This is a genomic window from Methylobacterium sp. FW102-HT35C08 (assembly GCF_058790235.1).
Map to the genome: position 1 here is coordinate 3,774,510 of NZ_JBYTCL010000002.1, position 14,147 is coordinate 3,788,656.

A 14,147-nucleotide genomic window follows, 5' to 3' on the forward strand; every position below is an offset into this window, starting at 1 on the left:
TCTCATCGGGCGGCGGATGCCGGTACGGGAGGGTTGTGCATGAACTTTGAAAAATACACCGAGCGCGCCCGCGGCTTCGTGCAGGCGGCTCAGAATCTCGCGATGCGCGAGGGACATCCCCAGCTTCAGCCGGGCCACCTGCTCAAGGTCCTGCTCGACGATCCGGAAGGCCTGTGCGCCGGCCTGATCGACCGCGCGGGCGGCCAGTCGCGCGTGGCGCTGGCCCAGACCGAGCAGTGGCTCGCCAAGCAGCCGAAGGTCTCCGGCAACGCGTCCGCCCCGCAGGCGACGCGCGAGCTGATGCGCCTGTTCGACACCGCCGAGAAGGCCGCCGAGAAGGCGGGCGATTCCTACGTCACAGTCGAGCGGCTGCTCCTCGCCCTGGCGGTGGAGAAGGATTCCGAGGCCGGCCGCGCGCTCCAGGCGGCGGGCGTCACCCCCGCCTCGCTGAACGCCGCGATCAACGCGCTGCGCAAGGGCCGCACCGCCGATAACGCCTCGGCCGAGAACGCCTACGACGCGCTGAAGAAGTATGCCCGCAACCTCACCGAGGCCGCCCGGGACGGCAAGCTCGACCCGGTGATCGGCCGCGACGAGGAGATCCGGCGGACCATCCAGGTCCTGTCCCGGCGCACCAAGAACAACCCGGTCCTCATCGGCGAGCCCGGCGTCGGCAAGACCGCGATCGTCGAGGGTCTGGCCCTGCGCATCGTCAACGGCGACGTGCCCGAGTCCCTGCGGGACAAGAGCCTCCTCGCCCTCGACATGGGCGCGCTGATCGCCGGCGCGAAGTACCGCGGCGAGTTCGAGGAGCGGCTGAAGGGCGTGCTCTCCGAGGTCACGGCGGCCGAGGGCGGCATCATCCTGTTCATCGACGAGATGCACACGCTGGTCGGCGCCGGGAAGGCGGACGGGGCCATGGACGCCTCGAACCTGCTCAAGCCCGCGCTCGCCCGCGGCGAGCTGCACTGCGTCGGCGCGACCACGCTCGACGAGTACCGCAAGCACGTGGAGAAGGACGCGGCGCTCGCCCGGCGCTTCCAGCCGGTCTTCGTGTCGGAGCCGACCGTGGAGGACACGGTCTCGATCCTGCGCGGCCTGAAGGAGAAGTACGAGCAGCACCACGGCGTGCGCATTCAGGATTCCGCCCTGGTCGCAGCCGCGACGCTGTCGAACCGCTACATCACCGACCGCTTCCTGCCCGACAAGGCGATCGACCTCGTCGACGAGGCCGGCTCGCGCCTGCGCATGCAGGTCGATTCGAAGCCCGAGGAGCTCGACAACATCGATCGCGAGATCGTCCGGCTGAAGATTGAGGGCGAGGCACTCAAGAAGGAGACCGATTCCGCCTCCCGCGACCGGCTGGTCCGGCTGGAGAAGGAGCTCGGCGATCTCGAAGAGCGCTCGGCGGCGATCACGGCCCGCTGGAAGGCCGAGAAGGACAAGCTCGGTACGGCCGCCGGCCTCAAGAAGAAGCTCGACGAGGCCCGCAACGATCTCGCCGCGGCGCAGCGCCAGGGCCAGTACCAGCGCGCCGGTGAGCTCGCCTACGGGGTCATCCCGGGCCTCGAGAAGCAGCTCGCCGAGATCGAGGCGAAGGCGGAGAACGGCCGCGACGCGATGATGGAGGAGGCGGTCACGCCCGCCCACGTCGCCGGGGTCGTCTCCCGCTGGACCGGCGTGCCGGTGGACAAGATGCTGGAGGGCGAGCGCGAGAAGCTGCTGGCCATGGAGGAGGCGCTGGCGAAGCGCGTCGTCGGTCAGCGCGAGGCGGTGGAGGCGGTCTCGACCGCGGTCCGGCGCGCCCGCGCCGGGCTGCAGGATCCGAACCGGCCGATCGGCTCGTTCATGTTCCTGGGCCCGACGGGCGTCGGCAAGACCGAGCTGACCAAGGCTCTGGCCGGCTTCCTGTTCGACGACGACACGGCGCTCGTGCGCATCGACATGTCCGAGTACATGGAGAAGCACGCGGTCGCCCGGCTGATCGGCGCGCCCCCAGGCTATGTCGGCTACGAGGAGGGCGGCGCCCTCACCGAAGCCGTGCGGCGCCGGCCCTATCAGGTCGTGCTGTTCGACGAGGTCGAGAAGGCGCATCCGGACGTGTTCAACGTCCTGCTGCAGGTGCTCGACGACGGGCGGCTCACCGACGGCCAGGGGCGGACCGTCGACTTCCGCAACACGCTCTTGATCATGACCTCGAATCTCGGGGCCGAGTATCTGGTGAACCAGCCCGCGGGCCAGGACACCGACGCGGTCCGCGAGGAGGTGATGGGCGTGGTCCGAGGCCACTTCCGGCCGGAATTCCTGAACCGGGTCGACGAGATCATCCTGTTCCACCGTCTCGCGCGGTCGGAGATGGGGGCGATCGTGGAGATCCAGCTCGGACGCCTGCAGAAGCTGCTGGACGATCGCAAGATCACCCTGGAGGTCGACGAGGATGCCAAGAACTGGCTGGCCGACAAGGGCTACGACCCGGCCTACGGGGCGCGGCCGCTGAAGCGGGTGATCCAGAAGAACGTCCAGGATCCGCTGGCCGAGCTGGTGCTCTCCGGCAAGGTCCACGACGGCGAGACGGTGCCGGTGCGGCTCGGCCCGATGGGGCTGATGATCGGCGACGTCACGGTCGGCACCGAGCGCCGGCCGGTTCACGCGACGCTGAACTGATCGACCGGCACGGAAAAGGGGCGGTGCACCACAACGGGGTGCGCCGCCCTTTTTGCAAGTTCGGCGTGCGCGGCTGCCGGTGGAGCCCCCCGGCTGCGGAGGCCCGAAATCATCACGCGCGAAGCGACGTGACCCAGGGCAGCGCGATCTCGGGAGCGTGGCGCACCCGGATTGCTTCGCTCTGCTCTTAAAGACGGTGGCGGCCATCATGGCGCACCAGCGCCGCGATGAATGGGACGGTGAGACCTCGGCCTAGCCGCCTTCAGCCGAGCCGGTCACCGGCCCGGTGGATCGCCTGCGCCAGGTCGGCCGCCTGATCCCGGTTGCGGCAGACCATCCAGAGGTCGTCGTGGGCCGACAGGCCCGCATCGAACAGATCGACGAAGGCGGCCGGCGGCGGCTTGAGATCGGGCCAGTGGAACAGGCCGAAGCCCAGCGCCTCGAACAGCGGCAGGATCGGCGCCAGATCCCACAGCCGGTTGTTGCTGAGCGTCGCGTCGAGGCGCCCGGTCGCCAGGAGCGCGGCGTCGGAGATCGTGCCGCCCTCGCTCCAGGGAAACCAGCCGCGCCCGTAATCCAGGGTGAATTTCTGGGCGGTCACCGAGAGCCAGCCGATGTGGCCGGTGCGGCGCCCGGGCCGCTCCAGCGGCCGCAGGGGCTCGGCCCGCATTCCGCCCTGTGTGGGCGCCCAGAACGCCTGGCCGTCGCAGGCCACGAGCAGGATGCCGCGCGCCGCCTCCGCCGGATCGATGCGGGCCGGGCCGGCGCGGTCTTCCGCCCAGACGGGCAGGTTCATCACGCAGGCGCGGGGCCAGCCCGCGCGGCAGGCGGCCACCATCACGCCCCAGCCCGTCAGGCCGCCCGCGAAGGGACGCGTCCCGTCGATCGGATCGCCCACGAAGGTCCAGGCGTCCCGGGCGAGCAGTGCCGCCGCGGCCGCGTGGCTCAGGTCGTCCGCCGTCTCCTCCTCGATCAGGTCGGGGCCGAACCGGGCGTGCAGGAGCCGGCTCACCGCGAGATCGGCCTCGGTGAGGGCCTGCCCCAGATCCGGGCCCTTGTTGGTCATGTCCAGCCCGGCCGCGCGCATCCGCAGGGCGAGCGGGGCCGCCTCCTCGGCGAAGGCGAGCATCCGGGCGAGGACATCCTGCGCGGGCGCGTCGGGCGGAAAAGTCATGCGGCGAACAACTCGGGTCTGCGGAGCATCAGCGCCTGGACGAGCACCAGGGTCTTGAGGTCGGGAAGCCGGCCCGAGCGGGCCGCTTCCGCCAGCGTCGCGAGGGGCACCTCAAAGGGAACCACGTGCTCGCCCTCCGCGTGCAGCCCGCCGCCGGCGGCGACCTTGTCGGCCTCACTGTATGGCGCAAGGTAAAGCCAGAGGCGCTCCGACGACACGCTCGGCATGCTGTAGGCGTGCGCCACGCAGTCGAGCTGCCGGAGACGGACGCCCGCCTCCTCCATGGCCTCGCGGATCGCGGTCGCCTCCGGCTCGCCGCCGTCGAGGCCCCCCGCCGGCGCCTCGTCGAGGTCGGCCGGCTCGCCCCAGAAAGCCGGCCCGACCCGGGCCTGCCGGACGAGCAGCGCCACGCGCCGCTCGGGATCGTAGGGCAGGACGCAGGCGGCTTGGCCGTGGTCCTCCAGGGCCCGCGGCACGGTGCTGCCGTCCGGCAGCGTCAGCGTGGCGATTCCGAAGGTGTTCCACCCGCGATGGAGCACCTTCAGCGGCAGCGCGGCCGGCATCCCGCTCATCGCGACGGATCAGCGCTTGGTGCTGGCGGCCGTCTGGCCGAACATCACCTTCTTGGCGTCCTCGCTCATGGTCTTCCCGAAATCCGGGTTGACCTCCGGGGCCCGGGCGTAGGCCGCCTTCGTGGCGGGCCGCTCCGCAATCGCCGTGAACCAGCGCTTCAGATTCGGGTGCTCGTCGAGGTTCTGGCCCTGCTTCTCCCATGGCACGATCCAGGGATAGCAGGCCATGTCGGCGATGGAGTAGTCCGCTCCGGCGACGAAGGCGCGGTCGGCCAAGCGCCGATCAAGCACGCCGTAGAGCCGGTTGGTCTCGTTGACGTAGCGCTTGATCGCGTAGTCGATCTTCTCGGGCGCGTATTGCGAGAAATGGTGGTTCTGGCCGAGCATCGGGCCGAGGCCGCCCATCTGCCAGAACAGCCATTGCAGCACCTCGGCGCGGCCGCGCAGGTCGCCCGCGATGAAGCGGCCGGTCTTCTCGGCGAGGTAGAGGAGAATCGCGCCCGACTCGAACAGCGAGACCGGCGCGCCGCCACCCGCCGGCTCGTCGTCGACGATCGCCGGCATGCGGTTGTTGGGAGCAATCTTCAGAAAGTCCGGATTGAATTGCTCACCCTTACCAATATTGACCGCGTGAATGCGGTATGGAATGCCTGCTTCTTCGAGGAACATCGTGATCTTATGGCCGTTCGGCGTCGGCCAGTAGTAGAAATCGATCATCGGCTGGTGTCCCGCTATGCCCCCGGCGGACGGGAAGTGGGTTGGCACCGCGCTCCGGTCAAGCACGGCTCCAGATCCGTGCCGCACCGCGGTGGAAGGCTCATCCCCCGGCGCAACCCTGCACGTCGACATAGAGGGCGTAGAGGGACTGGCTCGCGGCCATGAACAGCCGATTGCGGTGCCGCCCACCGAAGCAGAGGTTGGCGCAGCGCTCCGGCAGACGGATCCGGCCGATCAGCCGGCCGTCGGGGTTGAACACCATCACGCCGTCCAGGGCATCGTCGCCCATGCCCCACCCGCACCAGAGATTGCCGTCAACGTCGCAGCGGATGCCGTCGGGCGTCCCCGGCCCGGCATCGATCAGCACCCGCCTGTCGCGCAGAGCGCGGCCGCCGACTACGTCGAAGGCGACGATCCGCCGGGTCGGCTGTCCGCGGGACTCCACCAGGTAGAGCAGGCTTTCGTCAGGGGAGAAGCACAGGCCGTTGGGACCGGCGATGCCGCTCGCCACCACCTCCAGCACGCCCGTCTCCGAATCGATCCTGTAGACGTTCTGGGACAATTCGGGCTCGGCCCGCTCGCCCTCGTAGAAACCCGCGATCCCGAAGGGTGGATCGGTGAACCAGACCGCCCCGTCAGAGGCCACGACGACATCGTTCGGGGAATTCAGCCGCTTGCCGTCGAACGCGTCGGCCAGCACCGTGATCGTCCCGTCATATTCCGTCCGGGTGACCCGACGTCCGCCATGCTCGCAGGTGACGAGGCGCCCCTGCCGGTCGCGCGTGTTGCCGTTGGCGAAACGCGACGGTTTGCGGAACGTGCCGATCGCCCCGCTCTCCTCGTCCCAGCGCAGGATGCGATCGTTGGGGATGTCGCTCCACAGGAGGTACCGCCCGTCTCCGAACCAGACCGGCCCCTCGCACCAGCGGAAGCCGGTGGCGAGGCGCTCGACCGCAGCGCTGAACACCCGATAACGGGCGAAGGCGGCATCGATGATCTCGATCGCCGGGTCGGGGTAGCGCGTGCTCGGTGTCCACACGGTGTCGATCTTCTCGCGTCCGGACCACCGTTACGGTTTCCGGGTCGCGGAGCAAGACGCGAGAGCGCGAGCGGAGCCTTTCCAGGCTCGGACCTTCAGCCGAGGGGTCGGTCAACGTGCGGCGTGTGGCACCCGGGGCGACGGCCTGCGCCGGCGCTCCAGCGCGATCCAGGCCTCATACAGGACGAGCGACAGCACAGCCGCGCCGAGCACGAGCCCGGCGACGAGGCACAACACGGCGATATTGAGCGCCTCCCACACGGACATGTCGGCAAAACGGTCCCGCTTGCCAAAGCTCGGGAGAAAGTCAGCGGCCTCGTGGGTCTTCATGAGGATTGACTCCGCATTGCCCCAGGCTTGTCGATGTCCGGGCGTTGTTATCCCGGGATGCAGCACAACAGCCGCCGAAGCGGCGGCGTCCACCCGTCGCGCCGGGCGATTCCGGTCCGATTGCCACCGGTTCGCCCACGTCCTAGCGAATCGTCAGCAGACCCCGTCGGCGCAGGCGAAGTCCTTGAGGTCGGCCAGCCGCTCGATCAGCACGATGTCGCGTCCGACCGTCCTGATGTGTCCCGCCTTCTTGAGCTTGGCGAGGGAGCGGCAGACGGTCTCGACGGTCAGACCCAGGTAGTCCGCGATGTCGAGGCGCGACATCGGCATCCGGACCTCGACCTTGCCGGCCGACTTGCGTTCGCCCCTGGGGACCAACTCCAGGATAAAGCTCGCGACGCGCTCCTCGGCGCTCTTCTGGCTCAGGTTCAGGACGAGCGACTGCGTCCTCGACACTTCGGCGCAGAGTTCGGAGATGAACTCCTCCCGCAGCACCAAGCTGTCGGCGAGCAGCGTATTCAGCTTCTCCCGCGGCAGAGCGTATATATAGCAGTTCGTGACGGCTTCAGCTGAGTAGATGTGTCTCGTACGCGCCGATAGCCCCATGATGTCTCCAGGAAAGACAAATCCTATGACACCACGCCGGCCATCCATGAGGAACCGAGAGATCCTCAAGACACCGTCAGCCACGAGAAAGATGGAGTTAGCCTGATCGTCCTCCCAGAAAATGCGCTGTCCCGCAGGATACAGGATGGTAGGCCGATGAGAAAATTCTGATCTCAAGCTCGCTGTACGAAAGTTTTTATCGGCCAACGCCGTCCGGATCGGAGAACGTGAGGTGAGCGAAGCGAGGCATTCCACGGCAGGCACCTCTAGACTGTTAAAAAATCCTTAACAGCTTAGGCAGGCGATGCCACACACGTATAACTGCTGTGTCCCCAATTGTCACGAAAATCTGCATTCGGTTACAGAATATCGATAGATTGTAACAACGCCGCTTTTCCGATCCAATCCTTGCATATTCCAGAGGCGAAATATGCATCCATCTTCATCGAACACCGTATTTTCAGCGTGTTTTCGGCGTGCTAGCGTGTGACACGTCGTCCTCACATCACACCTCTGTCATGGCACGCATTCTGTGGACAACGGGAACAGCCACTCCGGCGAAAAATTGATATTTCCAAAAATTATAACGCGCAACATGTGTTAAGTAATCTTCACATCAGCATCGGAGTGCCGAATGAAACCTGTGTTGTTAACCGGAGCGGCCGGCTTCATCGGATACCACGTTGCCAAGCGCTATCTGGATGCCGGTCGCAGCGTTCTCGGCATCGACGACCTCAATGACTACTACGAGGTTGCCCTCAAAGAGAGCCGCCTCAGCAATCTCTCCGCACACAGCAACTTCGCATTTAGGAAGATCGATCTGGCCGATCGTTCGGCCATGGACGAGATCTTCAGAGCCCAGGCCTTCGAGACCGTGATTCATCTCGGGGCCCAGGCGGGCGTGCGCTACTCGCTGGAAAACCCGCACGTCTACGTGAAGAGCAACGTCGAAGGATTCCTCCATGTCCTCGAGGGCTGCCGGCACAATCCGGTGGCGCATCTCCTCTACGCGTCATCCAGTTCCGTCTACGGCGCGGTGACGCAGATGCCCTTCTCCGTCCATCAGAATGTCGATCATCCGGTCAGCCTGTACGCGGCCACCAAGAAGTCGAACGAGCTGCTCGCCCACTGCTACAGCCATCTCTATCGGATCCCGTGCAGCGGCCTGCGCTTCTTCACGGTCTACGGGCCCTGGGGACGGCCCGACATGGCGCTGTTCCTGTTCACGCGGGCGATCCTGGCGGGCGAGCCGATCAAGGTCTTCGCCAACGGTCAGATGATGCGCGATTTCACCTATATCGACGACGTGGTCGAGGGCATCGTGCGGCTTGCCGAGCAGCCGGCCCGGAGCAACCCGGGCTGGGATTCGGATCTGCCCGATCCGGGCACCAGCAACGCGCCCTACCGGGTCTACAACATCGGCAACCACCAGCCGGTGCAGCTGCTGCACCTGATCGAGGTGCTGGAGACCTGTCTGGGCCGCAAGGCGCAGAAGGAGTTCCTGCCGCTCCAACCCGGCGATGTGCCGGCCACGTACGCGGATGTCGAAGACCTCTCGGCAGCCACCGGCTACGCGCCGAGCACGCCCATCGAGGTCGGCGTGGAGCGTTTCGTGCGCTGGTACCGGGACTATTATCGCGTCTGATGTCGCTGCCGGCGGTCGCGTATCGCCGGCTCCTCGATCGCGCGCCCGCTCGGATCGTCACGCGTCGGGCGCAAGGCCCGGCGCGGCAAGCCTCACCGCTGGTGACCGAGATAAATGTCCTGCGGGTGCAGATTGGCGGTCGAGGCAGGGACCTGGGCCGGCTTGCGTCCCAGGAAATAGACGCCGTTCGCGCTGTCGACCTGTCGCGCCTCGGGAAGACGGTGGTCGAGGAAGGCCAGCGGCAGGAACGGCAGGGAGAGCAGCCCCCCGAGCTTCCGGGAGCGGGTCAGATCCCGCATCAGCGCGCGGATCGCCCAGTAGGCGGACAGGCCCGTGCCGCCGAGGGACCCCCGCGCCATGGGCTCGAAGGCGCGGAACAGCAGGCGGTGCCCGCTCTCCGTGAACCGCCAGAAATCGTACGGCCCCTCATGCACGTGCTGCAGGAACGGCGTCTCGGCGTAGACGTGCCCGCCGGGCTTGAGCACGCGCTCGATCTCCCCGACGATCCGGGCCGGATCGACGACGTGCTCCAGCACCGCCTGCACCACCACCGCGTCCACCGAGGCGTCCGCGAGGGGAATGGCGTGTCCATCCGCGATGAAGGAAAGGTCCGTGCTCGGGTAGACGTCGAAGGCGATGACCTTCAGGCCCGGATCGGCGTAGAGGTCGCGTGAGCCTTCCCCGCGCGTCCCGCCGCCCACAACGACCACGATCGGATCGTCGGCCGAGGCCTTGGCGGCCGCGATCAGAGCGCTGAAATTGGCGCGGCTGCGCTTGGTCGAGGGAAACAGCGCCTTGGCGATCTGGCGCAGGCCGGAATGCGGCTTGCGGTCGATGAGCGGCGCGAGCCCCTCCTCGCCGAGATCGGCGCGCCGGACGACGCTGCGCTCGAAATCGATGAGCACCGGCTGACCGTGCACCACAGGAAAGGCGGAGAGCGCGGAGGCGGCGCGGACCGCGCCGACCTTGCCTGGTGTGACCACCACGCGCTCGTCGGGCCGGCCCGGATGGCGCAACAGACCTGCGTAATCTTCGAAGCTTGCCAGCATACCAGGAACTCCACGTTCGGGGCCGATCCGGCCGATGCTCGATCAGGACGCGCTCAGACGATCAGCCCCCGCACCGGCGGCAGGTGCTCGGTCCCCGGGAACACGTCCCGCGAGAGGACGGCGTCGGAGGCGCCCAGCAGATCCATCGCGACGCCCTTCAGGACGGCCCGCAGGTCCAGGGTCGGCATCAGATCGCGCCGCTCGTAGAGCTGGTTCTCGCGCAGGCCCGGCCAGTCGGTGATCATCCGACCGCCGGCGATCGCGCCGCCGGCCAGCAGCGCGATGGTCCCGTTGCCGTGATCGGTGCCGAGGGTGCCGTTGAGCCGGGCGGCCCGCCCGAACTCTGTGGTGACGACGATGGCCGTGTCCCGCCAGACCGGCGCGAGCTCGACCTCGAAGGCCTGCAAGGCCGCGTCCAGGGCCTGCAGCAGATCCGCCAGCCGGCCGGACGCGCCGCCGGTATGGGCATGCGTGTCGAAGCCGTCGAAGGATAGGGCCGCCACCCGGGGGCCGTCCGGCCGGAGGAGGAACCGCGCGGCTCCGGTCGCGATGGAGCGCGCGGCCTGCACGTGGGGCTGGGTGCGGGTGTTGAGGTTTGCGCCGATCCCGGCCTCGGACGCCATCCGGTCGGTCTCGATGGCGCGGTCGAGGGCCTGTGCGAGCTTCGGATCGGTATGGGCGTAGATCTGCTCCATCCGGTCGAACAGCGTCGCGGTGGCCGCCGGCAGATCCGACGGGTACCACGCGAGCACCGGAGCCGGCCCGCGGAGGATCAGAGGCGTCGAGGCCCCGATGGCGAGACCGCCCGCGCCCGGATTGCCCGGCTGACCCTCGCCGCGCCCGAGTGCGCGCCCGGCCGGCAAGTGTGCGGCGAGCCGGTTCAGCCAGCCGGTCCGGGACGCGCCCGGCCGCGGCGTCCCGCTCTCGAGCACGTCCTGTCCGTCGAAATGCGAGCGGTCGCGATAGGGTGTGGCGACCGCATGGACCACCGACAGCTTGCGCTCGCGGAACAGGCGCGCCGTCTCCCGCATGGCCGGGTGCAGGTAGAAGAAGCCGTCGAGCGGCAGGGCCGGGTTCGCGCCGCCGGCCTCCAGCGCGATCGATTCGCGCAGGCTGCGATAGGCCGGGTCGCCGATCGGAGCGACGGCCGACAATCCGTCGAGGGCACCGCGCAGGATCACCACCAGCAGGCGGGGGTCGCGGCCGGTGGTCGCCTGCGCGAAGCGGGGCGCGTGGGCCCAGGCGTAGAGCGCCCCGGCTCCGAAGGCCAGGCTCCGGCGGGTCGGCCCGGCCCCATGTCCGCACGCCATGGTCATCTCCGCTGGAATTCGGGTGACAGGAGCAGGACGGCGATGGCTTCCCGTCGGTTCGGGGCGGCACGCAGGCCCTCGCTCGTCTCGCGGGTCAAAGCGGGGCCGAGGATCGCGGCCGCGAGCTCCCCGACATCCCGATCCGTCCGCTCGTGCTCGGCCACCACGGAGGCGGCCTCGAACCGGGCCCGGAAGTTGGCGGGCGAGAGCCAGGCGGCCTCCGTATCGGGGAACCCGTTCGGGCCCGGCACGTCCCAGACCCTCTGGGCGAGGCTGCGCAGGATCAGGGTGAAGCCCTCCGCCGAGAGCGGCACGCCGGTGGCGCGCAGGGCCGCCGCCAGGAATTCCTGGGGCGTGCGCAGCTTCACCCGCTCGCCCCAGGCGAGATCGGACTCCACCAGCGCGCGCGTGACGGCGCCGAGATCCCCGTCGGTCCGCCGGTAGGTGTCGGCGAGCGCCTGGACGAGGGCCTCCGGCGGCTGGTCGGCGACGAAATGACGGCAGAGCTTGAACGCGACGAAGCGGGCGGTCGCGGGCTTGCGGGCCAGTTCGTCGAGGGCGTCCAGCGCCTCCTGCGCGCCGGCTTCGGGGTAGGTGCGACCCAGCAGCACCTTGGCGCCGGGCTCGTGCGCGGCGGCGTTGAACACGAAGCTGCCGGCAACGGCTCCCTTGCGGGCATCGCCGGTCGTCCAGCCGGTGAGCATGCGCGCGAGGTTCTCGACATCGCGCTGCCCGTAGCCGCCGTCCACGCCCAGCGTGTGCAGCTCCAGGATCTCACGGGCGAGGTTCTCGTTGAGACCTGCCCGGCCTGCGCCGGACGGCGAGCGCCCGGCTGGGGAATTGGGGCCGATCGAATTGCTGTTGTCGAGATAGGTCAACATCGCGAAGTGCCGGGTCGAGGCCTTCAGCATGTCGGCGAAGCGACCCAGTACGTGCGGTCGCACCGCCTCCCGCTCGAAGGCCCCCGCGGTGATGCGCTGCCAGCCGCTCTTGGCGACGCCCACCGCGAAGTGGTTCGACCAGAACCAGACGAGCCGTTCGGTCAGGCCGATGGTCGGTTTCGGCAGGATCGCGAGGCGCGCCTCGACCTCCTTGTCATAGAAGCGCCCCTCCGGAAGGCGGAAGACGCCGGGCGGCAATTCGGGCGGTGATGGAGGCGCGGCGTTCGCACGTCCGTTGAGAGCCATGCCGGACGCCGGCATATCGGCCATGGCCATGGCGGGCCGGCGCGCGGTTGTGGAGGCGAGGTATTGCTCCCAGCGCATCTTGTGGGTGACGAGTTCGGCGAGGCTGGGCATGCCCTCAGGCTTCGCGGCGCCACCGGCGAGCTCGGCCGCCACCCGGGCCCGCGGGTCGTCGGCGATCGCGTCGAGGTCGCCCGGACGGGCGCCGAGCCCGAACCGATGCAGCGCGATGCAGGCGGCCTGCGCGCGGGCGGTCATCGGCCAACAGGCGCCGGGACGCCGGCCTCGGCGCTGCCGATGTCGCGGCCGCGTGCAGGAGGCGCCCTGTTCAACTGGTCATCGGCCATCTCGCGATAGAGGCGCAGATATGCCTCGGCCACGACATTGATCGCGTGCTTCTCGCACACGCGCTGTCGCGCCTCGGCGCTCATGGCAGCCCACTGCGCCGCATCGAGGGCGCCGGCGGTCACGAGTCCCTCCAGGATCGCGTCGCGGGTGTTGTCCGCCAGCATCACACCCGACTGCCTGGGGACGACGAGGTCTCCGACGCCGCTGACATCGGTGATGACCGGCACGGCACCGTACGCCATGGCTTCGAGCAGGGTGTTCGACATGCCCTCGGAATCGGAGGGCAGGATCATGAAGGCCGCGCCCCCGTAGATGGCGTCGCGATCGTCGGTGACGCCCATGAAGCGCACCGAGGGAAGACCGGCGGCCTGCTCGATCAGACGGTTCTTCTCCGGGCCGCTCCCGAAGATGCGCAGGGTCGCAGGGTGGTCGGCGGAGAAGATCCGGAAGGCCTCGATCAGCCGATCGACGCGCTTCTCCTGCGCGAGCCGGCCGGCATAGACGAACACGCATGCGCCATCCGAAGCGCGGTAGGCCGCCCCCGGCTCCATCGGGCACTCGACCCCGTTCGGCACCCGCGCCACCCGGTCAGCGGGTATCCCGAGAGCGGCGAGGTCCCCCGCGATGTCACTGCTGTTGGCCACGAAGATGAGCCGCGAGCGGCGCGCGAGGGCGACCACGAGCTTGCCGAAGGGCAGCTTCTGCGCTGGCAGCCGGCGCAACTCCATATGTTCGCCCCCGCGCCCGAGCTTGGCCGAGAGCAGCTTCCCGAACAGCCGTCCGGCAACCAAGCCCGGCCACGCATGCAGGCGCAGGTGCTGGATCGCGATGACGTCGTAGGAGCGGCGATGGCGGGCGAGCCAGAGGAAGGCGCGAAACCAGAAATGCAGCATCGAGAAGACGTAACGACCGCCCAGGGAAGGATCGCTGCGCATCGGAAGGCGGACCACCCGACCCTCGGGTTGGTCGTCGGTTCCGGCCGCCTGCGCCTGGAGGGTTGGTGTGAGGATCGTGATCGCCGCGCCGCGGTCGCGTAGGGAGCGGGCGAGGATGCGCGTCTGACGCTCGGCACCGCCGAAGCTGTCCGGGTAGTAGGTCGGCATCAGGAATACGATGCGCATGGAGCGGTTCGTCCCTTTCGCGATGGAGGGCGCACAGACGGTTCGCTGGCTCCGTGGGACGAAATTAGATCGGCCGCGAGGCCCTATGCTTGACAAAGGTCAAGGCGCGCGGCTGCAACACCTGAAAAGCAGCGTACAATCGAGACCGATATTGAGGCCGCCCATTTTGTCGCACGAGCGCAGACGCGTCGCCACCTTGGACTTAATTTGCTATGTGACCGGCTTTTTCTCCAAACATCGCAACGGAAAGACGGAACACTTCTTTCTCATTCATTGCGATGACCGATCCTTGGACAGCTCGCGCGCAGGCAATGTCGTGCAGAACTGAATTCGTGCCAAATTCCTAGCTGGCATGACTGTTGCAAGGCATCTACTTACGTAGCGCCTC

12 protein-coding genes are annotated in these 14,147 nt (G+C 68.2%); 2 read left to right on the forward strand and 10 right to left on the reverse strand.

Annotation, left to right across the window (positions count from 1 at the left end):
• Window positions 1–39: 39 nt before the first annotated feature.
• Window positions 40–2,664 carry an ATP-dependent chaperone ClpB gene (clpB, locus tag AC3WSN_RS18005; protein WP_492539771.1) on the forward strand — a complete coding sequence of 875 codons (2,625 nt, stop codon included), beginning with the start codon at window positions 40–42 and terminating at the stop codon, window positions 2,662–2,664.
• Between the two features lie 262 nt (window positions 2,665–2,926).
• Here clpB and AC3WSN_RS18010 read toward each other — a convergent pair whose 3' ends face one another.
• From AC3WSN_RS18010 to AC3WSN_RS18035, 6 genes are all read right to left on the reverse strand, one after another.
• Window positions 2,927–3,838 (reverse strand): inositol monophosphatase family protein, encoded by a 912-nt coding sequence (locus AC3WSN_RS18010; protein WP_192707947.1) that lies wholly within the window; start codon window positions 3,836–3,838, stop codon window positions 2,927–2,929.
• Entirely contained in the window at window positions 3,835–4,410 is a 576-nt protein-coding gene (locus tag AC3WSN_RS18015; RefSeq protein ID WP_192707946.1) for an NUDIX domain-containing protein, read from the reverse strand. The genes AC3WSN_RS18010 and AC3WSN_RS18015 overlap by 4 nt, the downstream gene beginning before the upstream one ends.
• A 9-nt stretch (window positions 4,411–4,419) precedes the next feature.
• Entirely contained in the window at window positions 4,420–5,127 is a 708-nt protein-coding gene (locus AC3WSN_RS18020) for a glutathione binding-like protein (RefSeq protein ID WP_492539773.1), read from the reverse strand.
• A gap of 100 nt (window positions 5,128–5,227) precedes the next feature.
• Entirely contained in the window at window positions 5,228–6,166 is a 939-nt protein-coding gene (locus AC3WSN_RS18025; RefSeq protein ID WP_192707944.1) for an SMP-30/gluconolactonase/LRE family protein, read from the reverse strand.
• Between the two features lie 111 nt (window positions 6,167–6,277).
• Window positions 6,278–6,496 (reverse strand): hypothetical protein, encoded by a 219-nt coding sequence (locus AC3WSN_RS18030; protein WP_192707943.1) that lies wholly within the window; start codon window positions 6,494–6,496, stop codon window positions 6,278–6,280.
• Between the two features lie 153 nt (window positions 6,497–6,649).
• Window positions 6,650–7,366 (reverse strand): Crp/Fnr family transcriptional regulator, encoded by a 717-nt coding sequence (locus AC3WSN_RS18035; protein ID WP_373622802.1) that lies wholly within the window; start codon window positions 7,364–7,366, stop codon window positions 6,650–6,652.
• A 370-nt stretch (window positions 7,367–7,736) separates the two neighbouring features.
• On the opposite strand from AC3WSN_RS18035, the gene AC3WSN_RS18040 reads away from it, so the two are divergent.
• The gene (locus AC3WSN_RS18040) at window positions 7,737–8,747 is read left to right on the forward strand and encodes an NAD-dependent epimerase (protein WP_192707941.1); all 1,011 of its coding nucleotides are present in this window, start codon (window positions 7,737–7,739) and stop codon (window positions 8,745–8,747) included.
• A gap of 92 nt (window positions 8,748–8,839) precedes the next feature.
• Here the strand turns inward: AC3WSN_RS18040 and AC3WSN_RS18045 are convergent, their stop codons facing one another.
• From AC3WSN_RS18045 to AC3WSN_RS18060, 4 genes are read right to left on the reverse strand one after another with little or no spacing between them, the layout of a single operon-like run.
• Entirely contained in the window at window positions 8,840–9,796 is a 957-nt protein-coding gene (locus AC3WSN_RS18045; protein WP_492539777.1) for a class I SAM-dependent methyltransferase, read from the reverse strand.
• Window positions 9,797–9,849: 53 nt separating this feature from the next.
• Window positions 9,850–11,106, reverse strand: a complete 1,257-nt coding sequence (locus AC3WSN_RS18050) for a DUF1501 domain-containing protein (RefSeq protein WP_492539779.1) — start codon at window positions 11,104–11,106, stop codon at window positions 9,850–9,852.
• 2 nt (window positions 11,107–11,108) lie between these two features.
• Window positions 11,109–12,548: a DUF1800 domain-containing protein gene (locus tag AC3WSN_RS18055; RefSeq protein ID WP_492539781.1), complete on the reverse strand. Its 1,440-nt coding sequence runs from the start codon at window positions 12,546–12,548 to the stop codon at window positions 11,109–11,111.
• Complete coding sequence (locus tag AC3WSN_RS18060; RefSeq protein ID WP_492539783.1) at window positions 12,545–13,759, reverse strand: glycosyltransferase family 4 protein; 1,215 nt, start codon at window positions 13,757–13,759, stop codon at window positions 12,545–12,547. The genes AC3WSN_RS18055 and AC3WSN_RS18060 overlap by 4 nt, the downstream gene beginning before the upstream one ends.
• Window positions 13,760–14,147 lie beyond the last annotated feature (388 nt).